General features: G+C 75.1%; 21 protein-coding genes. 12 read left to right on the top strand and 9 right to left on the bottom strand.

Annotation, left to right across the window (positions count from 1 at the left end; translation table 11 throughout):
* Nucleotides 1-46: 46 nt before the first annotated feature.
* Both AC07BS_RS06925 and AC07BS_RS06920 read left to right on the top strand, forming a co-directional pair.
* Entirely contained in the window at nt 47-952 is a 906-nt protein-coding gene (locus AC07BS_RS06925) for a DeoR/GlpR family DNA-binding transcription regulator (RefSeq protein ID WP_478647529.1), read from the top strand.
* Nucleotides 953-971: 19 nt separating this feature from the next.
* Nucleotides 972-1,460: an SRPBCC family protein gene (locus AC07BS_RS06920; RefSeq protein WP_478647531.1), complete on the top strand. Its 489-nt coding sequence runs from the start codon at nt 972-974 to the stop codon at nt 1,458-1,460.
* Between the two features lie 37 nt (nt 1,461-1,497).
* On the opposite strand, the gene cds1 is transcribed toward AC07BS_RS06920, so the two are convergent.
* Nucleotides 1,498-2,634: an L-cysteine desulfhydrase Cds1 gene (gene cds1, locus AC07BS_RS06915; RefSeq protein WP_478647533.1), complete on the bottom strand. Its 1,137-nt coding sequence runs from the start codon at nt 2,632-2,634 to the stop codon at nt 1,498-1,500.
* Nucleotides 2,635-2,776: 142 nt separating this feature from the next.
* On the opposite strand from cds1, the gene AC07BS_RS06910 reads away from it, so the two are divergent.
* Nucleotides 2,777-3,124, top strand: coding sequence for a hypothetical protein (locus tag AC07BS_RS06910; protein WP_478647535.1), 348 nt, complete (start codon nt 2,777-2,779; stop codon nt 3,122-3,124).
* 211 nt (nt 3,125-3,335) lie between these two features.
* On the top strand, nt 3,336-3,896 hold the full coding sequence (locus tag AC07BS_RS06905; protein ID WP_478647537.1) for an ATP-binding protein: 561 nt from the start codon (nt 3,336-3,338) through the stop codon (nt 3,894-3,896).
* Between the two features lie 60 nt (nt 3,897-3,956).
* On the opposite strand, the gene AC07BS_RS06900 is transcribed toward AC07BS_RS06905, so the two are convergent.
* Nucleotides 3,957-5,180, bottom strand: coding sequence for an ROK family protein (locus tag AC07BS_RS06900; RefSeq protein ID WP_478647539.1), 1,224 nt, complete (start codon nt 5,178-5,180; stop codon nt 3,957-3,959).
* A 17-nt stretch (nt 5,181-5,197) separates the two neighbouring features.
* On the opposite strand from AC07BS_RS06900, the gene AC07BS_RS06895 reads away from it, so the two are divergent.
* Nucleotides 5,198-6,451 carry an MFS transporter gene (locus AC07BS_RS06895; RefSeq protein WP_478930701.1) on the top strand — a complete coding sequence of 418 codons (1,254 nt, stop codon included), beginning with the start codon at nt 5,198-5,200 and terminating at the stop codon, nt 6,449-6,451.
* Between the two features lie 31 nt (nt 6,452-6,482).
* Nucleotides 6,483-7,385: a DUF2797 domain-containing protein gene (locus AC07BS_RS06890; RefSeq protein ID WP_478930699.1), complete on the top strand. Its 903-nt coding sequence runs from the start codon at nt 6,483-6,485 to the stop codon at nt 7,383-7,385.
* A 558-nt stretch (nt 7,386-7,943) separates the two neighbouring features.
* On the opposite strand, the gene AC07BS_RS06885 is transcribed toward AC07BS_RS06890, so the two are convergent.
* On the bottom strand, nt 7,944-9,170 hold the full coding sequence (locus AC07BS_RS06885; protein ID WP_478647545.1) for a geranylgeranyl reductase family protein: 1,227 nt from the start codon (nt 9,168-9,170) through the stop codon (nt 7,944-7,946).
* Between the two features lie 177 nt (nt 9,171-9,347).
* On the opposite strand from AC07BS_RS06885, the gene AC07BS_RS06880 reads away from it, so the two are divergent.
* Nucleotides 9,348-10,736, top strand: a complete 1,389-nt coding sequence (locus AC07BS_RS06880) for a M20/M25/M40 family metallo-hydrolase (protein WP_478647547.1) — start codon at nt 9,348-9,350, stop codon at nt 10,734-10,736.
* 57 nt (nt 10,737-10,793) lie between these two features.
* Here the strand turns inward: AC07BS_RS06880 and AC07BS_RS06875 are convergent, their stop codons facing one another.
* Entirely contained in the window at nt 10,794-11,834 is a 1,041-nt protein-coding gene (locus AC07BS_RS06875) for an NUDIX hydrolase (protein WP_478647548.1), read from the bottom strand.
* A gap of 267 nt (nt 11,835-12,101) precedes the next feature.
* Nucleotides 12,102-13,061 (bottom strand): ROK family protein, encoded by a 960-nt coding sequence (locus AC07BS_RS06870; RefSeq protein ID WP_478930696.1) that lies wholly within the window; start codon nt 13,059-13,061, stop codon nt 12,102-12,104.
* 158 nt (nt 13,062-13,219) lie between these two features.
* Between AC07BS_RS06870 and AC07BS_RS06865 the strand changes: the two genes are divergently transcribed.
* Nucleotides 13,220-14,275 carry a LacI family DNA-binding transcriptional regulator gene (locus tag AC07BS_RS06865; RefSeq protein ID WP_478647551.1) on the top strand — a complete coding sequence of 352 codons (1,056 nt, stop codon included), beginning with the start codon at nt 13,220-13,222 and terminating at the stop codon, nt 14,273-14,275.
* On the opposite strand, the gene AC07BS_RS06860 is transcribed toward AC07BS_RS06865, so the two are convergent.
* The 4 genes from AC07BS_RS06860 to AC07BS_RS06845 all read right to left on the bottom strand — a co-directional run bounded on the left by AC07BS_RS06860 (nt 14,276) and on the right by AC07BS_RS06845 (nt 17,961).
* The gene (locus AC07BS_RS06860; RefSeq protein ID WP_478930694.1) at nt 14,276-15,589 is read right to left on the bottom strand and encodes a DUF6986 family protein; all 1,314 of its coding nucleotides are present in this window, start codon (nt 15,587-15,589) and stop codon (nt 14,276-14,278) included.
* 145 nt (nt 15,590-15,734) lie between these two features.
* Nucleotides 15,735-16,679, bottom strand: coding sequence for a M56 family metallopeptidase (locus AC07BS_RS06855; protein WP_478930692.1), 945 nt, complete (start codon nt 16,677-16,679; stop codon nt 15,735-15,737).
* 123 nt (nt 16,680-16,802) lie between these two features.
* A complete protein-coding gene (locus AC07BS_RS06850; RefSeq protein WP_478930690.1) occupies nt 16,803-17,402 on the bottom strand; it encodes a DUF5134 domain-containing protein in 600 nt (199 codons plus the stop codon).
* Between the two features lie 166 nt (nt 17,403-17,568).
* On the bottom strand, nt 17,569-17,961 hold the full coding sequence (locus tag AC07BS_RS06845) for a VOC family protein (RefSeq protein ID WP_478647558.1): 393 nt from the start codon (nt 17,959-17,961) through the stop codon (nt 17,569-17,571).
* A gap of 79 nt (nt 17,962-18,040) precedes the next feature.
* Between AC07BS_RS06845 and AC07BS_RS06840 the strand changes: the two genes are divergently transcribed.
* From AC07BS_RS06840 to AC07BS_RS06825, 4 genes are all read left to right on the top strand, one after another.
* Nucleotides 18,041-18,589 carry a GNAT family N-acetyltransferase gene (locus AC07BS_RS06840; RefSeq protein WP_478930688.1) on the top strand — a complete coding sequence of 183 codons (549 nt, stop codon included), beginning with the start codon at nt 18,041-18,043 and terminating at the stop codon, nt 18,587-18,589.
* A 350-nt stretch (nt 18,590-18,939) separates the two neighbouring features.
* Complete coding sequence (locus AC07BS_RS06835) at nt 18,940-20,337, top strand: DUF6421 family protein (protein ID WP_478647561.1); 1,398 nt, start codon at nt 18,940-18,942, stop codon at nt 20,335-20,337.
* 26 nt (nt 20,338-20,363) lie between these two features.
* Complete coding sequence (locus tag AC07BS_RS06830) at nt 20,364-21,125, top strand: SDR family NAD(P)-dependent oxidoreductase (RefSeq protein ID WP_478647697.1); 762 nt, start codon at nt 20,364-20,366, stop codon at nt 21,123-21,125.
* Complete coding sequence (locus tag AC07BS_RS06825; RefSeq protein ID WP_478647562.1) at nt 21,122-22,204, top strand: threonine aldolase family protein; 1,083 nt, start codon at nt 21,122-21,124, stop codon at nt 22,202-22,204. Before AC07BS_RS06830 ends, AC07BS_RS06825 begins: the two co-directional genes overlap by 4 nt.
* Nucleotides 22,205-22,327 lie beyond the last annotated feature (123 nt).

The following is a 22,327-nucleotide window of genomic DNA, read 5'->3' as shown; positions in this document are numbered from 1 at the left end:
ATGTGCGCGCACGGCGAGCGGCGGGCGACCGGGAAGGACGGTTCGGGTGGGCGACAACCAGAATCTCCTGGCGGAGCAGCGTCGCGCCCTGATCCTCGACGAGGTCAGGCGACGCGGCGGGGTGCGGGTCAACGAGCTGACGCGGCGGCTGAACGTCTCGGACATGACGGTCCGCCGCGACCTGGACGCGCTGGCCCGGCAGGGCGTCGTGGAGAAGGTGCACGGCGGCGCGGTCCCGGTGATGGAGGCCACCGCCCACGAGCCCGGTTTCGAGGCCAAGGCGGCGCTGGAGCCGAGCGCCAAGGAGGACATCGCCCGGGCCGCGGCCGGGATGGCGGCGCCGGGCAGCGCCGTGGCGCTGGCGGGCGGCACGACCGTGTTCGCGCTCGCCCAGCAGCTGGTGGACATCCCGGATCTGACGATCGTCACCAACTCGGTACGGGTTGCGGAGGTGTTCCACAACGACCGCCGGTCGGTCGCCGCGTCCGGGGCGCCGCCCCGGCCCGGCGCGGCGACCGTGGTGCTCACGGGCGGCGTGCGCACCCCCTCGGACACCCTGGTCGGCCCGGTCGCCGACACGGCGATCCGGTCGCTCCACTTCGACGTGCTGTTCATCGGGGTGCACGGCATATCCGCGGAGGCGGGCCTGTCGACGCCCAATCTCGCCGAGGCCGAGACGAACCGGCACTTCGTGCGTTCCGCCCGGCGGGTGGTGGTGCTCGCGGACCACACCAAGTGGGGCACCGTCGGGCTGAGCTCGTTCGCCGCGCTGGAGGACGTCGACGCGCTGGTGACGGACGCCGGCCTGCCGGCCGGGGCCCGCGCGGAGATCGCCGAGCGGCTTCCGGAGCTGGTGGTGGCCGAGCCGACCGGGGCGGCCGGAGCCGGTGGGGACGGCGCGGACGGCCGCGGGCGGCGCGCCGGCGTGGACGGGTTCCGGCCGGTCCGGTGAGCGGGAGGAGGGCGCGGCGGTGATCCGACGACGGTATGCGCTCGCCCCGGTGGGGCTCGGCTTCGTCCGGGTCGCGCCGGTGCGGCTGGTGTGCGCGGCCCGGCTGGCCGCCCCGCCCGGCGACGTCCACCGGGCGCTGGCCGAGGAGACGGAGGCGTGGCCGCGCTGGTACGGGGCGGTGACGGCGGCCCGGTCCGTGGAGCGCTCGGGGCGCCGGGCCCGTGAGGTCGTGCTCCTGGCCGTGGCGAGCTGCGCGGAGACGGTCCTGAGTTCGGTGCCCGCCGAGCGCTTCGCCTACCGGGTCGACGAGACCGATGTGCCCGGCCTGCGGGCGGCGCTGGTGGACTGGCGGCTCGCGCCCGCCGGCGGCGGCACGCTCCTGGAGCGGCATGTCGCGGTGGCGGCGGCGCCGGCGGCCCGGGCGGCGCTCCGGATCGCCCGGCCGGTCCTCGACCGCGGTTTCCGGGACGCGGTCCGGGCGCTGGACCGGCGCCTGGCGGGCGTCTGAGGGGGCGTCCGAGGTGGTGAAGGGCGAGGTCGGGGCGTCAGTCCGGCCAGCGGCCGGTCGCCAGGAAGTCGTCGATGGCCCGCGCGTAGGGCCGGATGTCCAGCCCCTGGGCGGTGAGCCAGGCGTCGGAGTAGTACCGGTCGAGGTAGCGCTCGCCGGGGTCGCAGATGAGGGTGACGACGCTGCCGGTGATCCCCTCGCCGACCATCTCGGCGACGATCCTCAGGGAGCCCCACAGCCCGGTGCCGGTGGAACCGCCCGCCTTGCGGTTGATGGCGCGCTCCAGCGCGCGCACGGCGGCGATGCTCGCCGCGTCGGGGACCTTCATCATCCGGTCGATCGCGGCCGGCAGGAAGCTCGGTTCCATGCGCGGGCGGCCGATGCCCTCGATGCGCGAGCCCCGGTCGCTGCGCGCGGTGGGGTCGTGGTCCCGCCAGCCGTCGAAGAAGCAGGAGTTCTCGGGGTCGGCGACGCAGACACGGGTGTCGTACTGCATGTAGCGGATGTAGCGGGCGATGGTGGCGGAGGTGCCGCCGGTGCCCGCGGTCGCCACGATCCAGGCGGGCTCGGGGTGGCGCTCCAGCCGCAGCTGCTCGTAGACGGACTCGGCGATGTTGTTGTTGCCGCGCCAGTCGGTGGCCCGTTCGGCGTAGGTGAACTGGTCGATGTAATGGCCTCCCAACCGCTCGGCGAGGGCGGCCGCCTCCTCGTACATCGTCCGGGGGTCGTCCACGAAGTGGCACCGTGCGCCGTGGAACTCGATCAGACGGCACTTCTCGCTGCTCGTCGTGCGCGGCATGACGGCGATGAAGGGCACGCCGATCAGCTGGGCGAAGTAGGCCTCGGAGACGGCGGTGGACCCGCTGGACGCCTCGATGACGCAGGCCTCGGGCCGGATCCAGCCGTTGCACAGCCCGTAGAGGAACAGCGAGCGGGCGAGGCGGTGCTTGAGGCTGCCGGTGGGGTGGGTGGACTCGTCCTTCAGATAGAGGTCGATGCCCCACTCCGGGGGCAGCGGGAAGCGCAGCAGGTGGGTGTCGGCCGAGCGGTTGGCGTCGGCCTGGACCTTCCGGACGGCCTCCTTGAGCCAGGCCCGGTAGGCCGGGTCGCTGCGGTCGACGTCGAGGGTCGGCGCGGCCGGACCGGCCGGCCCCGTGTGCCCTGTGCTGTTCACGCGCCGCTCCTCGGTGTGTTCCTCGGCCGTGCCGATGCGGACCACTCGGGCGTTCCGATCATAAAGGGGCACTGGTGTCACGGCCCGCGCACGGGCAGACTGCGCAACGGACAGCGACATCCGGCAGGAGGGGCGGTGCGCCGTGGCGGAACCGGAGTTCAACGCGACAGGGGTACGGATCGAGCGGTCCCGCCGTTCCCTGACCCGGGCCGGGCAGGTGAAGATCCAGGACGGCCGGCTGGAGCTGCTGACGAGCCGGGGTCTGGAGATCGACAGCGCTCCCGTGGACTCGGTGCAGGCGAGCAAGCCGTGGTTCGCCGCGCGGGACCGGGCGCGGGCGACGGTCAACGGCCACCGCTATGTGCTCACGCTGGGCTGCCCGGAAGGGCGTACGGGCGGTGGGGACGGTTCCGAGAACAGGGGTGAGGCGGAGGTCAACCGCTTCCTGGAGGTCGTGCGATCGGCGCACGGAAGCACGGTGAAGCACTGAAGGATGCAGGAGTTGCGAAGGTGGCCGCGAGAGTCGACCCTTGACTCGTACCGGCATCACTGAGGGTTTTCGGCGGTCACGCTCGGGTTCAGTCACCGCCGATCGGTCCGGCGGCTCCACCGCGCGCCCGGACCGGAACAGGCGCGTACGGCAAGACATTCCGCAACGCCACTGCATCAGGCTAGCCCTACTTCTTCAGGGAGTCGCAGCCGTGATCAGCCGAATGAACAAGCACTGCACCGTCGAGCTCCAGGCTCTGCCGCAACGGATCGGCCAGGTCCGCAGAATCGTCTCTGCGCAGCTGCGCTACTGGCACCTCGATCCGCTCATCGATCCCGCCGCGCTCGGGGTCACCGAATTGCTCACCAACGTCCTCCAGCACGCCGAGCCCGACAAACGCTGCACCGTCGAGATCGAGCTCGTGACGGACCGGCTCACGGTCTCGGTGAGCGACCGCGATCCCCGGCTGCCGCGCGTCACCGACGTCGACGCCGGCAGCACCCATGGCCGGGGGCTCTCGCTGGTGGCGGCGGTCAGCGCCAGCTGGGGCGTACGGGAGCGGCACGGCGGCGGGAAGGTCGTCTGGTTCACACTGACGGTCCCGGCCGCCGGCCCCGCGGCGCCGCGCACCGCACGGGGCGACCGCCGGACGATCCCCTTCGAACGGCCGGCTCCGGTGACCGCCCTGGAGGAGGCCGCGTTCGCGACGGCACCGGCGGGCCTGCGCCGGGCGGCACCGCACCGCCGCCTCCGGTCGGTGGCGGCGAGCTGACGGACGGGGCGGTGCCGGTGGTGCGGAGGAGCGGGCGATGCGGCGGGGCCGTACGCGCCGTCAGGCGAGCACCGTCAGCGGGTCGTCCAGGACCGGCTGCCAGGCCGCCTCCGCGGCGCCGATGAGGCTGTTGAAATCGAGGGTGCAGGACAGGATCGGCACGCTTCCGCTGCGGCCCCACAGACTGCGGTCGGCGACGACCGCGCGCAGCCGTTCGGGGTCCGCCTCCAGGAGTTCGCGGTGCAGCCCGCCCAGCAGGATGCGGTCGGGGTTGAGGATGTTGACGAGCCCGGCGAGCCCCAGGCCCAGCCGGTCGACGATCAGCTCGGCGGCGGCCCGTACCGACGGGTCCCCGTACTCCGTGCGGATCAGTTCGCGGGACTGCTGCAGCAGCGACACCGCCGGGCCCGGCTCGCGGCCGGCGGCGGTGAGGAAGGCCAGCGGATCGGTCTCCACGTCGAGGCAGCCCCTGCTGCCGCAGTGACAGGGCAGCCCAGCGGGGTTGACGGTCAGGTGACCGACCTCCAGTGCCAGGCCCGAACTTCCGCTGTGCAGACGACCGTCCAGGACGAGCGCCCCGCCCACGCCCCGGTGGCCCGTGGCCACGCACAGCAGGTGCCGGGCACCCCGGCCCGCGCCGTGCCGGTGCTCGGCGAGGGCGGCGAGGTTGACGTCGTTGCCCGTGACGCCGGTGACGGTCCCGCCCGTGGGCCCCGCCACCCCGGCCTTGGCCAGCGCCTCGGTGAAGAGGTCGCGGACGGGGGCGCCGACGGGCCAGGACAGGTGCAGCGGGTTGAGGGCCGTGCCCTCGGGCTCGGCGACCGCGGACGGCACCGCGAGGCCGGCCCCCAGACAGCGCCGGCCGGTCGAGCGCAGCAGCCCGGCGCCGGCCTCGACGACGGCGTCGATGACGCGCGAGGGGTCGGCGGGCACCGCCATGCAGCCCGGCGCGGTGGCCACCAGCCGGCCGCCGAGGCCGATCAGGGCCGCGCGGAAGCCGTCGGCGTGGATCTGGGCCGCGAGGACGACGGGACCGTTCGGCGCGACGGACAGCCGGTGCGAGGGCCGGCCCTGGGAGCCGGCGGGGGCCGTCGGGTGGGCGTCCACCTGGATCAGCCCGAGGGCCTCCAGCTCGGCGGCCACGGCTCCGGCGGTCGCGCGGGTCACGCCGAGCTCCGCCGTCAGCACGGCGCGCGTGGGGGCGCGTCCGGTGTGCACGAGCTCCAGGGCCGGGCCGAGCGCGCCGCGGCCCCGCTCCAAACGTGTTGTCCGAGTCTGGGTCACCCCCCTATTCTGACTTTGTGCCGACGCTAAACAAAATAGGGACCACCCTTCCCGGGGGACCGCGACCGGCCCCGGACCCGACCGCCCTCCGCCGCCTTCGTACCGCTTTGACCCTCTTCTTCGCCCTGGACGGCTTTCTTTTCGCCGGCTGGGTGGTGCGCATTCCCGCCATCAAGGACCAGACCCACGCCTCCGCGGGCGCGCTCGGCCTCGCCCTGCTCGGCGTGTCGGCCGGCGCCGTCGCCACCATGACCGTGACCGGCCGGCTGTGCCGGCGCTTCGGCAGCCATCCCCTGACGGTCGTCGCCGCCGTCCTGATGTCCCTGGGCATCGCCCTGCCCGCGCTGGCCGGCTCCGCGCTCTCCCTCGGCCTGGTCCTCCTCGTCTTCGGCGCCGCCTACGGCGGCATCAACGTCGCCATGAACAGCGCCGCCGTCGACCTCGTCGCCGCCCTCCGCAGGCCGGTGATGCCCAGCTTCCACGCCGCGTTCAGCGTCGGCGGCATGCTCGGCGCCGGGCTCGGCGGACTGATCGCCGGGAACCTGGCGGCCACCCACCACCTGCTGCTGCTCACCGCCGTGGGCCTCGTCGTCTCGGCCGCCGCCGGACGCGCCCTCCTCGCCCACCCGGCGCCGCCCCCGGCCCACGCCCCGGCCCCGGAGCCCTCCGCCGCGGGCCCGGCGGCGGGCGCCCGCGGGACCGGCCGCCGCGAGCGCCGGCTCGTCGCCGTCCTCGGCCTCATCGCCCTGTGCACGGCCTACGGCGAGGGGGCGCTCGCCGACTGGGGCGCGCTCCACCTCCAGCAGGACCTCTCCGCCCGGCCGGGCGTGGCGGCCGCCGGCTACTCCGTCTTCGCCCTCGCCATGACCCTCGGCCGGCTGAGCGGCAGCGCCCTCCTCGAACGGCTCGGCCAGACCCGGGTGCTCGTCGCCGGCGGCGCCACCGCCGCGCTGGGCGTGCTGCTCGGCTCCCTGGCCCCCACCGTCTGGGCCGCGCTCGCCGGCTTCGCCGTGACCGGCCTCGGCCTCGCCAACATCTTCCCCGTCGCCATCGGCCGGGCCGGCGCGCTGGCGGGCCCCGGCGGCGTCGCCGCCGCGTCCACCTTCGGGTACGGCGGGATGCTGCTGGGGCCGCCGGCCATCGGCTTCCTCACCGACTGGACCTCCCTGCCCGTCGCCCTGACCACCGTCGCCGCGCTCGCCGCGGGAGCGGCCGCGATCGCCTTCGCCACGCGGAACGCCGTGCGCGAACCGGCCGGCACCGCCGGCTGAGACGGCCGGCACGGCTGAGACCATGGGGCGCGTGACGAGCGGCGAAGAGGGCGACTGGTACTGCGCCGGGCTGCGCTGGAACACGTCCGGCCCCGCGCCGGCAGCAGCGCTGGTGTGGCGGCACCCCACGCACGGGGAGCGGCTCTCCCCGCTGCCGGCCGGGCGGCGCCTGGCCTTCGGCACGGGGCCCGCCCGGCGCTGCGTCGGGGTGCGCCGGGGCGGCCGGCACACGCCCTGCCCGGACGCGGCGGCGGTCCCGGACGGCGCGGTCTCCGCGCAGTGCGGGCCGTGCGCCCGGCTCGACCGCTCCCACTCGGTCGCGGCCGACACCATCGCCGACGACCCGCGCCCGTACGACGTGTACCTCGCCTGGTTCGCGCCCGGCCTGATCAAGGTCGGCATCACGGCCACCGAGCGCGGCGGGGCGCGCCTGCTCGAACAGGCCGCCCTGTCCTACGCCCTCCTCGGCCGCGGCCCGCTGATGGCCGCGCGCCGGGCCGAGGCGGTCCTGGGCACCGCGCTCGGGGTACCGGACCGCTTCCCGTACGCGGCCAAGCGCGCAGCCCGCCACCCGGTGCCGGACCGGCGGGACCGCGCCGCCGAGCTCGCGGCCCTCCACGCGAGGGCCCTGGAGCTGGCGGACCTCCCCGAGTCGCTGACGGTGACGCCCTGCGCGCCCGTCCACCACGACGCGGCCTTCCACCTGGACCGGATCGAAGCGTGCGCCGGCACGCTGGAGATCGCCCCCGGCCGGACGATCGCGGGCGACGTCGCGGCGGTCGCGGGCCCCGACGTCCACCTCGCGACGCCGGCGGGGCAGCTCCTCCTGGACACCCGCCACCTGGCGGGGCGCCGCCTCACGGCGGCCCCCGCGGACGCCCTGACGACGACCCCGGTCCGGGCCCCCCGTCCGGAACGCCCGGGCCTCTTCTGACAACGAGCGCCACCCGCGCCGCGCGGCGGGAGGGGCCAGGGGGCACCCGGCTGTCAGCCCCCCAGCCGGGCACCGCCGGACCGCGTCCTCGCGGTCACCCGCCGCGCGGCGGGAGAAGGCCGGCGGCCCGAGCCGCAGCCGGAACAGGCGACACCCCAACCCTCAGACCGCCGGACCGCGGCGTCGCGGTCACCCGCCGCGACGGCGGGACAAGGCCCGCGGCCCGAGCCGCAGCCGGAACAGGCGACACCCCAACCCTCAGACCGCCGGCCGGGCACCGCCGGACCGCGTCCTCGCGGTCACCCGCCGCCGCGGCGGGAGAAGACCAGCGGCCCGAGCCACAGTCGGAACAGGCGACACCCCAACCCTCAGACCGCCGGACCGCGCCGTCGCGGTCACCCGCCGCGACGGCGGGACAAGGCCCGCGGCCCGAACCGCACCAGGGCCAGGGGGTACCCAGCCGTCAGGCCCCCGGCACCGCCGGACCCCGCGCCGTCGCGGTCACCCGCCGCGACGGCGGGAGAAGGCCGCGGCCCGGCGGACCCGCCGTACGGCGATTCAGCGATCCATCGACGACAGCACGCGCCGCGCCACCGGGTGGGTGCGGACGATCTCGGCGAGGGTCGTCGTGCCCCGGACGATGCGGGTGAAGGCGTTCCATGCCGGGCGGAAGCCCGTGATCGCGGCGTGCACCAGGCCGGGGCGGCGCTCGAAGAGGGTGAGCATGCGACGGCCGACGCCCATCTCCACGCCCAGGCCGGCCTTGATGGCGAAGGCGTAGTTGAGGGCCTGGCGGCGCGCGTCCACGGCGTCCTGCGCCTCGGCGATGCGTACGGCCCACTCGCCGGCCAGCTTGCCGGAGCGCAGGGCGAAGGAGATGCCTTCGCGGGTCCACGGCTCCAGGAGGCCGGCCGCGTCGCCGCACACGATGACGCGGCCGCGCGACAGCGGCGAGTCGTCGGCCCGGCAGCGGGTCAGGTGGCCCGACGAGATGCTCGGCTCGAAGCCGGCCAGCCCCAGGCGGGCGATGAAGTCGTCCAGGTAGCGCTTGGTGGCGGCGCCGTCCCCGCGTGCGGAGATCACGCCGACGGTCAGGGTGTCGCCCTTGGGGAACACCCAGCCGTAACTGCCCGGAATCGGACCCCAGTCGATCTGGACCCGGCCGGCCCAGTCCTCGGCCACGGTGGCCGGCACGGGGATCTCGGCCTCCAGGCCGAGGTCGACCTGCTCCAGCTTCACCCCGACGTGTGCCCCTATGCGTCCGGCGCTGCCGTCCGCTCCCACCACGGCGCGGGCGTGGAGCGTGGTGCCGTCGGAGAGCACGACGGCCACCGTGCGCCGGTCGGGCACGGCCGGGCCGTGCTGCTCGACCCGGGAGACGGCGACGCCCGTGCGGACCTCGGCGCCGGCCGCCCTGGCGACCTCGACGAGGCCGGCGTCGAACTCCGGCCGGTTGATGAGCCCGAAGAGCATCCGCTTGGAGCGGCGGGTGCGGGTCAGCTTCCCGTTCAGGGAGAACGTGACGGCGTGCACCCGGTCCTGGAGGGGAAGTTGGAAGCCGGGCGGCAGGGCGTCCCGGGAGGGGCCGATGATGCCGCCGCCGCAGGTCTTGTAGCGCGGGAGCTCGGCCTTCTCCAGGAGCAGCACCCGCCGGCCGGCCGCGGCCGCGGCGCGTGCCGCCGAGGCGCCCGCCGGACCGGCGCCCACCACCACGACGTCCCACACCGGCCCGTCGGCCACCGGCCCGTCCGGGCTCGTTTCCCGGGCTGCGTTGTCGCTGCTCACCTGTGCTTCTACTCCTGCTCGATCACCGGCTACGACTACCGTGCGCATCCTACGGCCCACCGTCGGGCGGTCCGTTCGGGGGAAGGCACCCGGGGAGTGCGTGTACCGCCCATGGGAGGATCGGTGCGCAATCGCCCGTACGTACGGACATAACGTCGCGCCACCAAGGAGCGTTCCATGGACACGTCCTCGAGCAGCCTGCCCGACCCGGCCGCGCTCGCGGCGACCGTCGCCTCTCTGCAGTCCCGCGCCTGGACCGAGCTGGCCGAGCTGGTCGCCTTCAAGTCCGTCGCGGACGAGGCCCAGTTCCCGAAGAGCGAGTGCGAGGGCGCCGCTCGGTGGGTGGCGGACGCGCTGCGCGCGGAGGGTTTCGAGGACGTCGCCCTGCTGGACACCCCCGACGGCACGCAGTCGGTCTACGGCTTCCTGCCGGGCCCGGCCGGCGCCCCGACCGTGCTGCTGTACGCGCACTACGACGTCCAGCCCACGCTGGGCGAGGCCGCGTGGGACTCCCCGCCCTTCGAGCTGACCGAGCGGAACGGCCGCTGGTACGGCCGCGGCGCCGCCGACTGCAAGGGCGGCGTGATCATGCACCTGAACGCGCTGCGCGCGCTCAAGGCGCACGGCGGCGTCCCGGTGAACGTCAAGGTCATCGTCGAGGGCTCCGAGGAGCAGGGCACCGGCGGCCTGGAGCGGTACGCCGAGGCGCACCCCGAGCTGCTGACGGCCGACACCATCGTCATCGGCGACGCGGGCAACTTCCGCGTCGGCCTGCCCACGGTCACCGCGACGCTGCGCGGTATGACGCTCGTCCGGGTCCAGGTGGACACGCTGGCGGGCAACCTCCACTCGGGCCAGTTCGGCGGTGCCGCGCCGGACGCGCTCGCGGCCCTGATCCGTGTCCTGGACTCGCTGCGGTCGGCGGACGGCTCGACGACGGTGGACGGGCTGACGGCCGACGAGGGCTGGTCCGGGCTCCAGTACCCGGAGGAGGACTTCCGCAAGGACGCGAAGGTGCTGGACGGCGTGGGGCTGATCGGCTCCGGCACCGTGGCCGACCGTCTCTGGGCGCGCCCCGCGGTCACCGTGCTGGGCATCGACTGCCCGCCGGTGGTCGGCGCCACCCCGTCGGTGCACGCGAGCGCCCGGGCGCTGATCAGCCTGCGCGTGCCGCCGGGCCAGGACGCGGCGGAGGCGACGAAGCTCCTCATGGCGCACCTGGAGCGGCACGTGCCGTGGGGCGCCCGGGTCGGGCTGGAGCAGGTCGGCCAGGGCCAGGCCTTCCAGGCCGACACGAGCAGCCCCGCGTACGCCTCGATGGCGGAGGCGATGCGCGTCGCGTACCCGGGCGAGGAGATGCAGACGGCGGGCATGGGCGGTTCCATCCCGCTGTGCAACACGCTCTCGACGCTCTACCCGGACACGGAGATCCTGCTGATCGGCCTGAGCGAGCCGGAGGCGCAGATCCACGCGGTGAACGAGAGCGTGTCGCCGGAGGAGCTGGAGCGCCTGACGCTCGCGGAGGCCCTGTTCCTGACGAACTACGCGCGGAGCAAGGGCCTGTAGCGGGTCCGGAGGTGCGGGGGTGGGGGTGGTTTCCGCCGCCCCCTCCCCCGCCGCCGCTCAGCCGACCGGGACGCCCCCCTCGAGGTTCAGGGCGCGCCCCTGCGCGCGGGCCCGCAGTGCCCAGCGCAGCCGGTTCAGGCGTACGGGCGGCAGCATCCCGGCCGCCTCCTCCTCGGTGACGAACCGCCATCCGCGCAGCTCGGCGCCGGGCAGCAGCAGCCGCCGGGCGTCGGCGCCGGTGAGCCGCCCGCCGTCGAAGAGCAGGCGCAGCCCGCCGAACCCGGGCGGCTTCGGCGGCTCCCAGTCGACGACGAGCAGCCGCGGTACGGTCGCCAGCTCGATGCCGATCTCCTCGGCGACCTCGCGCATGCCCGCCCGGGCGGGGGCCTCGCCGGGTTCGACGACTCCCCCGGGGAACTCCCAGCCGGCCTTGTAGGTGGGGTCGACCAGCAGCACGCGGTCGTGCTCGTCGAAGAGGAGCACCCCGGCGGCGAGCGTCTCGGCGCGGGGTTCGGGGGTCTGGACGATGGGGCAGTACGCGGCGCTGCCGTCGCGCACGGCCGCGGCGACGCGCTCGGCGACCTGGCGCGGGGTCAGGCCGGCGGTGTCGACGGCGAGGGCGTCGGCGGCGAGCCAGGAGGACAGCGCCGATCGGTAGGGCGCGACGTGGTCGCGGGCCCACTGCCGGACGGACTCGCTGCGCGCGGGGTCGTCGGGGAATTCGACGCGGTGCTCGATGCGCTCCCGCAGGATCGTTTCGTCGACCGTCAGCACCAGATGGCGCACCGCAATCCGCCGCGACGCCAGCGCCCCGAAGATCTCGTCGCGGTACTCCTGGCGCAGGAGCGTCATCGGCACGATGAGCACCCCGCCCAGCTCCGCCAGCAGCGCGGCCGCCGTGTCCACGACCATCCGCCGCCAGACGGGGAGGTCCTGGAAGTCGGCGACCTCCCCGAGTCTCCTGGGTGGCAGCAGGTACTTGAGAGCGCCTCCGGTCACCTCGGGGTCGTAGAGCGTGCTGCCCGGGACGAGTTCGGTCAGCTGCCTCGCCGTGCTGGTCTTGCCCGCGCCGAACGCGCCGTTCAGCCAGACGATCACGGTTCCCCCTTCTCCGTAGCCCCCTGTGGCATGCGGAAACACGTGCCCGCAACACCTTGCCACGGAAACGTGTACGAGCGGGATGGGGCACGGTCCGGCCACGCGGCAGGTGACGGAGGCCACTGCACGCCGTCATGGGCACGGTGTCATGGGTACCGCGTCATGGGCGCCGTGTCAGTGGGCGCACCCCGTCATCCGCCGGCGGTCGCCCGTCCACCCGTACGGCCGCGCGTCCCCGTCCCGGCCGCCGGTCCGTACGGCCGCCGTTCACCGGCCCGCTTCCCACAGCCCCAGTCGCTCCGCCGCCGCGGCCGCCGCGCCCACCAGCCCCGCGTCCGCTCCCAGGCGGGCGGGCAGGACCTCCACGCCCGCGGTGAACGACAGCGTCGCGTAGTCCCGCAGGCGTTCGCGCAGAGGGCCGAACAGCACCTCCCCGGCCCCCGCGACCCCGCCGCCCACCACCGCGACCTCGATCTCCACGAGCGCCGCCGTGGCGGCGATGCCCGCCGCCAGCGCCCGCGCCGCGCGTGCGAAGGCGGCCAGGGCGACCGGGTCGCCCGCCCGCGCGGCGGCCGCGACGGCCGCCGCGCCCGGCTCCTCGCCCGGTGCCGGGCGCCAGCCGTCGGCCAGGGCGCGGCGCGTGAGGGCGGGACCACTGGCGATGCCCTCGACGCAGCCGACGGCCCCGCAGGGACAGGGCTCGCCGTCGAGGTCGACGCTGATGTGGCCGATGTGACCGGCGTTGCCCGTGGGTCCGGGGTGGAGGCGTCCGTCGAGGACGAGTCCGCCGCCGACCCCCGTGGAGACCACCATGCACAGGGCGTTGGCGCGCCCCCGGGCCGCACCGCGCCAGTGCTCGGCGGCGGTCATCGCCACCCCGTCGCCGACCAGCACCACCGGCAGCCCGCCCGTCGCCCGGGCCACCTCGCCGGCCAGCGGGAAGGCGCGCCAGCCGGGCACGTTGACCGGGCTGACGGTGCCTCGCGAGGCGTCGACGGGGCCCGCGCTGCCGATGCCGACGGCCCGGACCCGGTCCCAGCCGGCGGAGCGCGTCAGCTCGTCGAGCACCCCGGCCACGGCGGCCATGACCGTCGCCGCGTCCTCGCGCGCCGGGGTCGGCCGCCGAACGCGCGCGAGCACCCGCCCGTCCGCGTCCACGAGCGCTCCGGCGATCTTGGTGCCGCCGAAGTCGAGAGCGGCGACGAGGTCGTCGGGGGCATGGCGCACGGCGGGGTTCTCTCCTGGTCCACGAGCGGCTGGGGACCGGCCGGGCGGGTCGGTCCGGAGCCAGTCTCGCCGGGGCTGACAACGTTGTCCAGGCTCTATGCTCGACGTCACCTCCGTGCGCCCGGCGGGGGCCTGAAGCGTCGAAGGACGAGCTCCCCATGACCACCTCCGCCAGATCCGCCGACCCCGGCGGGCCGCCGCCCCGCTACGGCGCCCGCCCCACCATGAAGGACGTCGCCGCCCTCGCGGGCGTGGGCCTGAAGACCGTCTCCCGCGTGGTCAACGGCGAGCCCGGCGTCACACCGGACACCGAACGCCGGGTCCGGGACGCGATCGCCGCCCTCGGCTTCCGGCGCAACGACAGCGCCCGCGTCCTCCGCAAGGGCCGCACCGCCTCCATCGGGCTGGTCCTCGAGGACCTCGCCGACCCCTTCTACGCCCCGCTCAACCGCGCCGTCGAGGAGGTCGCCCGCGCCCACGGCGCCCTGCTCGTCAACGGCTCCAGCGCCGAGGACGCCGAGCGCGAGCGCGAACTGGCGCTCGCCTTCTGTGCCCGCCGCGTCGACGGACTGATCGTCATCCCGGCCGGCGGCGACCACCGCTACCTCGAACCCGAGATCGCCGCGGGCGTCGCCACCGTCTTCGTCGACCGGCCCGCCGGGCTGATAGACGCCGACGCGGTGCTCTCGGACAACGTCGGCGGCGCCCGCGAGGGCGTCGCCCACCTCGTCGCCCACGGTCACCGGCGCATCGGCTTCATCGGCGACCACCCGCGCATCCACACCGCCGCCGAGCGGCTGCGCGGCTACCGCGCCGCGATGGCGGCCGCCGCTCTGCCCGTCGACGAGGCGTGGGTGTCACCGGGTCCGACGACCCCCGAGCGGGTACGGGCCGAGGCCGAGCGCATGCTGGGCGGGCCGCGTCCGGTCACCGCGTTCTTCACGGGCAACAACCGGGTGACCGTCACGGTCCTGCGCGTCCTCGCCCGGCTGGACCGGCCCGTCGCGCTGGTCGGCTTCGACGACCTGGAACTGGCCGACCTCCTCTCGCCCGCCGTCACGGTGGTCGCCCAGGACGCGGCCCGGATGGGCGCCACGGCGGCCCGGCTGCTCTTCCGCCGCCTGGACGGGGCCGGTGACGCGCCCCGCCGCGTGGTGCTGCCCACGCGCCTGATCGTGCGCGGCTCCGGCGAACTGCCGCCCGCCGGGGACTGATCAGAGCGGCCCCGGCCGCCCCTCGGACACCTCACGAGGTGTCCGCCGCCCCGCCAGTTCCTCCAACTCCTCGCGGTCCAGCCCGGTCAGCGCCGCGACCTCCTCCGCCGCGACGGCGCCGCAGTCGAGCCCGCGCAGCAGGAATCCGCTCAGCGCCCTGGCGGTGGCCGGCTCGTCCAGCACCGCCCCGCCCCCGCCGCCCCCGGTGTACGCGCGGAGCCGGACGGCGGCCGGCTCCAGCCCCTCGCGGTAGAAGGAGTAGACGGCGGCGTAGCGGGTCGGCAGGTGGCCCGGGTGGATGTCCCAGCCCTGGTAGTAGCCCCGGGCCAGCGACCGCCGGACGAGCCGGTGGTGCAGCCGCCACGCCGCGTGGACCCCCGCGGTGTCCCCGACGGGCAGGACGTTCATCGAGCCGTCGCAGACCCGGACGCCGGTGCCGGCCGCGGCGACCTGCATGACGGCCTTGGCGTGGTCGGCGGCCGGGTGGTCCGGCGCCTGGTGCGCGGCGCTGATGCCGCAGGCGGCGCTGTAGTCGAAGGTGCCGTAGTGCAGTCCGGTGACCCGGCCGCCGCCGGCCCCGATCAGGCGGGCGACCGTGGCCCGGCCGTCGGGGCCGAGGATCGCCTGGGTGGTCTCGATCTGTATCTCGAAGCCGATCCGCCCGGCGGGCAGGCCGTGCGCGGTCTCGAACTCCCCGGCCAGCGCGGCCATGGCGGCGACCTGCTCCGGGAAGGTCACCTTGGGCAGGGTGACGACCAGCCCGTCCGGCAGCCCGCCCGCCGCCATCAGCCCGGTGAGGAAGACGTCCAGGGTGCGGACGGCCCGGTCGCGCACGGCGGCCTCCAGGCACTTCACGCGCGGGCCCGTGTACGGCGCGGCCGTGCCGTTCGCGTACGCCGCCGCGACGATCCGGGCCGCCCGCGCGGCCGCCGCGTCCTCCTCGCCGTCCGGGCGCCGTCCGTAGCCGTCCTCGAAGTCGATGCGCAGATCCTCGACGGGCTCGTGCGCGAGCTTGGCCCGTACGCGCTCGTACACCGGCCGGGCGAGGACGGCGGGCAGACCGAGCACCCGGGCGAACTCCTCCGCGTCGGGGGCGTGTTCGTCGAGCAGGGCCAGCGCCCGCTCGCCCCACGCGTGGACCGTGCCGGCGTCGAAGGCGTCGGCCGGGACGTAGACGGTGTGCACGGGCTGGCGGGTGCCCGGGTCGCCCGGGTAGCGCCGGGCGAGCTCTTCGTCCACGGCGGCCAGCGAGGCGGCGACGCGCTCGCCGACCGCGCGGGCGAACGTCGTGGCGACGGCCTCGCGCTGCACCATCCGGCACCCCTCCCCGCGCACCTTCCTCCCCCGGCTACCGCCGGGCGGTGCCCCCAGCATGGAATCGACTGTCCGTCAGGCGAAGCTATCCGGGCGTATGGAGACGGTCAACGGGGCGTCGGGGCCCGGGGTCGGCGGTCCTCGCTCAGCGCGCCCCGAGCGCGCTGAGGCCCGGGACGAGCGTCACCAGCACCGGGACGAAGGGCACCAGGGCCGCCACGGCCGTCAGCCGGAGGCGGCGGGCCGCCGTCAGGCGGGGGGCCGGCGCGAGCAGGCGGTCGACGCGGCCGGGGACGTGGGACGCGGAGCCGGCGCTGGGACCGAACACGCCCCGGTCCTCGTTGAGTTCGACCAGGGCCAGCGCCGTGGTGAGGCGGCCGGAGCGGCGCGAGGCGGCGTCGTCGGCCGCCAGCTCGACGAGGTGGTGGACGCGGTCGCGGAAGGCGGCGAAGACCGGCACCTGGGGGAAGCCGTTGGCCAGGGCCGAGGAGCAGTGGAGGAGCCAGTCGTGGCGGGCCCGGGCGTGGCCCTGCTCGTGCGCCAGGACGGCGTCGAGCCGGGAGTCGTCGAGACGGCGCAGCGCGGCCGTGGTGATGACCAGCCGGGGCGCGGCCCCCGAGCGCAGCAGCCAGGCCTCGGGGCGGTCGCCCTCCAGGACCACGAGCCGGTCGGCGCCGTGCTCCTCGCCGGGCAACCGGGGCGAGCGGGCGAGGAGTTCGGCGCGGCGGCGGCGCCGGCGGGCGCGGGCGTCGCGGATCTCCCGGGTCAGCATGGCGGCGGTCCGGACGGCGCCGGAGGCCAGGACGAGGGCCAGCGGGGCGGCCCAGGGTCCGTAGGCGGGGAGGGCGTAGGCCTCCATCACGCCGTGCGGGGCGTGGGCGAAGACGTTGCCGCGGACGGCCTCCCAGGCCGCGGCGGCGCTCAGCGCCATCGCGAGCGCGCAGCAGAGGAGGACGGCGGCCACCACGCACTGCCACACCCACAGGGCCAGGACGGGTTCCCGGTCGGGCCAGTCGGCGCGGGTCAGCACGCGCGGCGCCAGCGCGGCGACCAGGCCGCCGAGGGCCAGCAGCGCGAGCGGGACCATCATGCGGTCAGCCTATGAGGCGGCGGCTCGGCTCGTACACGATCCGGCACGGGAAGTGACGGACACCACGGGAACTCACGGGAACTCACGGGCGATCCGCCGGGGACCCACGAGGACCCGCGGGGCTCACATGGTGAGGAGCATCGCCAGCATCCCGATGCCCATGGACAGCCGGCAGGCGTCGGTCAGTTCCGGGGCGCCCGGGCGCTGCCCGCCGCGGCCGGGCCAGGGGGCCTCGCCGGCGGCGATGGCCGTGACGGGGACCATGCCCGCCGCGGTGCGTACGACGTAGACCGCGAAGTACACCAGCAGCAGGCCGGTGACCAGCGGGTTCCCCGCGGGTTCATGGAGGCTCGCGGCGCCGGCCCGGTGGGCGTCGTGGTCCGCGCCCGGGGAGCCGGCCATCGCGAGGGCCATATAGACCATCGCGAAGGCGCCCACCGCGTGGTGGAGATGGTGCACCCCCGCGCGGCCGCCCCGGGCGAGGGCCAGGGCGCGCAGCCCCACCGCGCCGAAGACCAGGGCGAACGCCACATGACCCCAGGGCCGGGTGTTCAGGGCCGCGGCCGGGACGGCCATGACGGCCATGCCCAGGCCCATCAGCGCGTCACCCCCGGCGGCCCGGCGCTCCCCCGCCGCGCCGGCCCGCATCCGGAAGAGGCAGTACGCGCCGGTGGCGGCGCACAGCGCGACCAGCAGCCAGCCGACCAGCGGTGGTCCGTGCACGGCGCACCTCCCCGGATTCCCGGACGCGACCCACCTCCGGAGGATGCCCGCCGCGACCGGGTCGCACGGGAGCGCACGGGCGCACGGAAGGCGCGCGGATGCCCCCGGTCCTGCGCCGGCTCAGCGCCGGGCGCACGGCTCCCCGGCCCGCGCCCGGGGGGGTGCCTCAGATGCCGGGCCGGTAGCGGATCGGATGGTCCTCGGGCACCTCCACCACCGCGATGCGCACGCCGTCGGGGTCCGCGATCCACATCTCGATCAGCCCCCACGGCTTGCGCTCGGGGGCTTCGAGCACCTCGACCCCGTTCCGCAGGAACTCCTGGTGGGCCGCCGCCGCGTCGGCGACCTGGAGCCACAGCTCCAGCCCCGGCGCGGGCGGGTCCTGGGACCTCCCGGAGACCTCCAGGAATCCCCCGCCCAGGAAGTACACGACTCCCCGGTCGTCCCCCGTGCCGAACTCGCGGTAGACCGCGAGCCCCAGGGCCCCGCCGTAGAACGCCCGGGAGCGCTCCGGATCGGTGGGCCTCAGCAACATCCTGCTGCTCAGTACGTGCACCATGCCCGCAGACTCTACGCACCCCTCCTCCGTTAGGGTCGTACGTGCGCACGAAACCGTACGGAAAGGACCACGGGACCCCATGGAGACCGCCACCAGCCGCACCGCCGCGCCGACCTTCCGGATCGCGACGGAGGCCGATGTGCCCGCCCTGGTCGCCCTCGTCGAGTCGGCCTACCGCGGCGACGCCAGCCGCGCCGGCTGGACCACCGAGGCCGACCTCCTGGAGGGTCAGCGCACCGACCCCGACGGCGTGATGGCCGTGGTCACCGACGACAACAGCCGGCTGCTGCTCGCCGAGGTCGACGGCGGGACCGTCGCCTGCTGCCACATCGAACACCGGGGCAGCCACGCCTACTTCGGTATGTTCGCCGTCCGCCCGACCGCCCAGGGCGGGGGGCTCGGCAAGCTGGTCATGGCGGAGGCCGAGCGGCTCGCCCGCGCCGAGTGGGACGCCCCCGCCATGCACATGACCGTGATCAGGCAGCGCGACGAGCTGATCGCCTGGTACGAGCGGCGCGGCTACCGGCGCACGGGCCGGATGAGCCCGTTCCCGTACGGCGACGAGCGCTTCGGCATCCCGCGGCGCGACGACCTCGAGTTCGAGCTGCTGATCAAGGAACTGGCCTAGCACCGGTCCGAGGCCCCCCTCCGGCGATCCGTCCGGGCCGGGACCGGCGACCGCCCCAATGGCGGAAGGCCGTGCCGCGGCGATGCGGACGCCGGCCGGGCGGCGGGGGCCGGCCCGCGCCCGCCGGCAGGCGCGTCCGGTGGCTGGAAATCGACTAGGACGCCGCCCGGGGCGCTAGCGCCAGGAGTGATGATTCGCCATTCCTGATCCACCACTCGGGGGAGGCGGACGGGAAAAACAGCGGCTCGACCGGGGGGTCGGCAGGATAATTTGTCGTCGGCCCCCTTGAGCCGGAGAAGCTGGCACAGATACGGTGTCTTAACGCCAGGTTCTCCCGAGGAGGGTTAGTCATGACGGAAATTATCGCGTCGAGCGCAGCAAAATCCGACATTCTGTCTGTGGATCGCGTCGTGGAACACCCTGCCTGGGCCACGCTCAAGGCCGCCGTGGAGACGATCCGGCCCTGGCAGTCCGCGGACGGGTCCATCGACCTCGCGGCGGAGGACGCACCCCCGGGTGGGACCGTCCGTGCCGCGTTCGACACCGTCATAGCCGCGGTCGAGGAGCTCTCGCCGCTCCTCCCGCACGACGCCGCGTACCACTCGGCGCTGGTGGCCGACCTGCGCCGCTGGGCCGACACCGGCTTCGGCGTGCCGGACTTCCTCGACTCCCTGCTGGCCTTCCAGCCCGCCGCGCAGCGCGCCGACGGCCTCCAGCACCTGGTCGTCTTCCCGATGTACACCCAGAACGGCAACCCCGACCGCAACCTCGAGGCCGTCGTGCTGCGCATGGTGTGGCCGGAGTGGCTCGCCGAGCTGGAGCGCACCCGCTACGACAACCCGCTGTTCCTCGGCATCACCTTCGAGGACTTCACGGCCGGCTACGACACCAACTCCGCCGTGCTCTTCCCCGAGACCATCGCCGTGCGCGAGGCCCCGGAGCGCTTCACCTGGGGCGGCATCTTCTGCGACCGCGAGGCCGCCCGCTTCCGCCGCATCACCGAGGCCGCCGTCGAGACCCTGCGCGTGGACCTCCCCGAGGACATCACCTCCATGCTCGGCGACCAGGAGCGCTGCCAGCAGGCCTTCGTCCTGTGGGACATGGTCCACGACCGCACCCACAGCCACGGCGACCTGCCCTTCGACCCCTTCATGATCAAGCAGCGGCAGCCGTTCTGGATGTACGGCCTGGAGGAGCTGCGCTGCGACCTCACGGCCTTCAAGGAGGCCGTGAAGCTGGAGGCCGACGGCTACCCGCAGGCCCGTGACGTGCAGTTCGCCGTCCTCTTCGACCGGATGTTCCGCTTCCCGATCACCGGCGAGCGGGTCCGCAACTACGACGGCCTCGGCGGCCAGCTGCTCTTCGCGTACCTCCACAAGCACGACGTCGTACGCTGGACGGACAACACCCTCCACATCGACTGGGAGCGCGCCCCGCAGGTCACCAACCAGCTCTGCGGCGAGATCGAGAAGCTCTACCGCGACGGCATCGACCGCCCCAAGCTGGTGCACTGGTTCGCCGCCTACGACCTCGTCTCCTCCTACCTGGCCCCCCACCCCGGCTCCACCTGGGCCAAGGGCCCCGACGCCCTCGACCTCACGCAGCCGCCGCGCAAGCTCGTGGACGACGTGCTCGCGGACGAGTTCCCGCTCAGCATGTTCTATGAGGCTCTTGCCAAGAAGCTGCGCGACGTGATCGCCTCGACCAAGGGGATCACCGCGGCGGACATGGCGCAGGTGGCGGCGTGAGCGAGCAGGAGAAGGAGGCGACGACCATGAGCATTCCCAGCAATGGCAACGGCCCGCTGGAGGGCGCCGTCGTGGCGGTGGCGGGAGCGGCCGGCCCGGCCGGCCGGGCGACCCTGCTGCGGCTGGCGGAGGCCGGGGCGACCGTCGTCGCCGCCGACGCGGACGCGGCCCGGCTGGCCGAGGCCGTGGACGCCGCCCGCTACGCCCACGGCGGTGCGACCGTCACCGGCGACACCGTGGACCTGCTCGACCTGGACGCCACCCGCGCCTGGGCGGACCGGACCGAGAAGGAGTTCGGCCGGGTCGACGGCCTGGTCCACCTGGTCGGCGGCTGGCGCGGCTCGGCCACGTTCGCCGAGACCGACCTCGCGGACTGGGAGCTCCTGGAAAAGCTCCTGATCCGTACCGTCCAGCACACCTCGCTGGCCTTCGAGGCCCCCCTGGCGCGCAGCGGCAACGGCCGCTACGTCCTGGTCAGCGCCGCCGGCGCCAGCAAGCCCACCGCGGGCAACGCCGCCTACGCGGCCTCCAAGGCCGCCGCCGAGGCGTGGACCCTCGCGCTCGGCGACTCCTTCCGCAAGGCGGGGGGCGAGGAGGCCCCGCCGGCCGCCGCCACCGTTCTGGTGATCAAGGCGCTGGTGCACGACGCGATGCGCGCCGAACGACCGAATGCAAAGTTCGCGGGCTTCACGGACGCCAAGGAGCTGGCCGAGGCCATCCTCGGTGTCTGGGAGCGGCCCGCCCAGGAAGTGAACGGAACCCGTCTGTGGCTCACCCCGCAACCGTGACCGACCCGTCCTCGGCCCCGACCGACGCGATACGCCGCCATGACCCCGCGGTGCGCGGCTTCGCCAGCGACAACTACGCCGGCGCGCACCCCGAGATCCTGGCCGCGCTGGCCGTCGCCAACGGAGGCCACCAGGTCGCGTACGGCGAGGACGACTACACCGCCCATCTCCAGGACGTGATGCGGGCCCACTTCGGGCCGACCGCCGAGGCGTTCCCGGTCTTCAACGGCACGGGCGCCAACGTCGTCGCCCTCCAGGCCGTGACCGAGCGCTGGGGCGCCGTGATCTGCGCGTCGACCGCGCACATCCACGTCGACGAGTGCGGCGCGCCGGAGCGGGTCGGCGGCCTGAAGCTGCTGACCGTGCCCACCGAGCACGGCAAGCTCACCCCGGAGCTGATCGACCGCGAGGCCTGGGGCTGGGAGGACGAGCACCGCGCCCAGCCGCAGGTCGTCTCGATCACGCAGACCACCGAGCTGGGCACCTGCTACACGCCCGAGGAGATCCGCGAGATCTGCGACCACGCCCACGAGCGGGGTATGAAGGTCCACCTGGACGGCTCGCGGATCGCCAACGCCGCGGCCACCCTGGGCGTGCCCCTGCGGGCCTTCACCACCGACGCCGGCGTGGACCTGCTGTCCTTCGGCGGCACCAAGAACGGGCTGGTCTTCGGCGAGTGCGTCGTCGTCCTGAACCCGGACGCGGTGAAGGCGATGAAGCACCTGCGCAAGATGTCGATGCAGCTGGCGTCGAAGATGCGCTTCGTGTCGGTGCAGTTCGAGGCGCTGCTCTCGGGCGACCTGTGGCTGCGCAACGCCTCGCACGCCAACGCCATGGCGGCCCGGCTGGCCGAGGCCGTCCGGACGGTGGACGGCGTCGAGGTGCTCCACCCGGTCGAGGCCAACGCCGTCTTCGCCCGGCTGCCGCACGACGTGAGCGAGCGCCTGCAGAAGCGTTACCGCTTCTACTTCTGGGACGAGGCGGCCGGCGACGTCCGCTGGATGTGCTCGTTCGACACCACCGAGGCCGACGTGGACGCCTTCGCGGCGGCGGTGGCCGAGGAGATGGCCAAGCGCTAGGGCGGTCGACCACCAGGACCGCACAGACGGGAGCGGGGGGGGGGGGGGGGGGGGGGGGGGGGGGGGGGGTGTGGGGTGGGGTGGTGGTGGTCTGAGGGGCGGGGGGCGGGGGGGGGTGGGGGA

The organism is Streptomyces sp. NPDC044063 (assembly GCF_056434285.1).
This window is presented reverse-complemented; position numbering and strand designations above follow the sequence as displayed.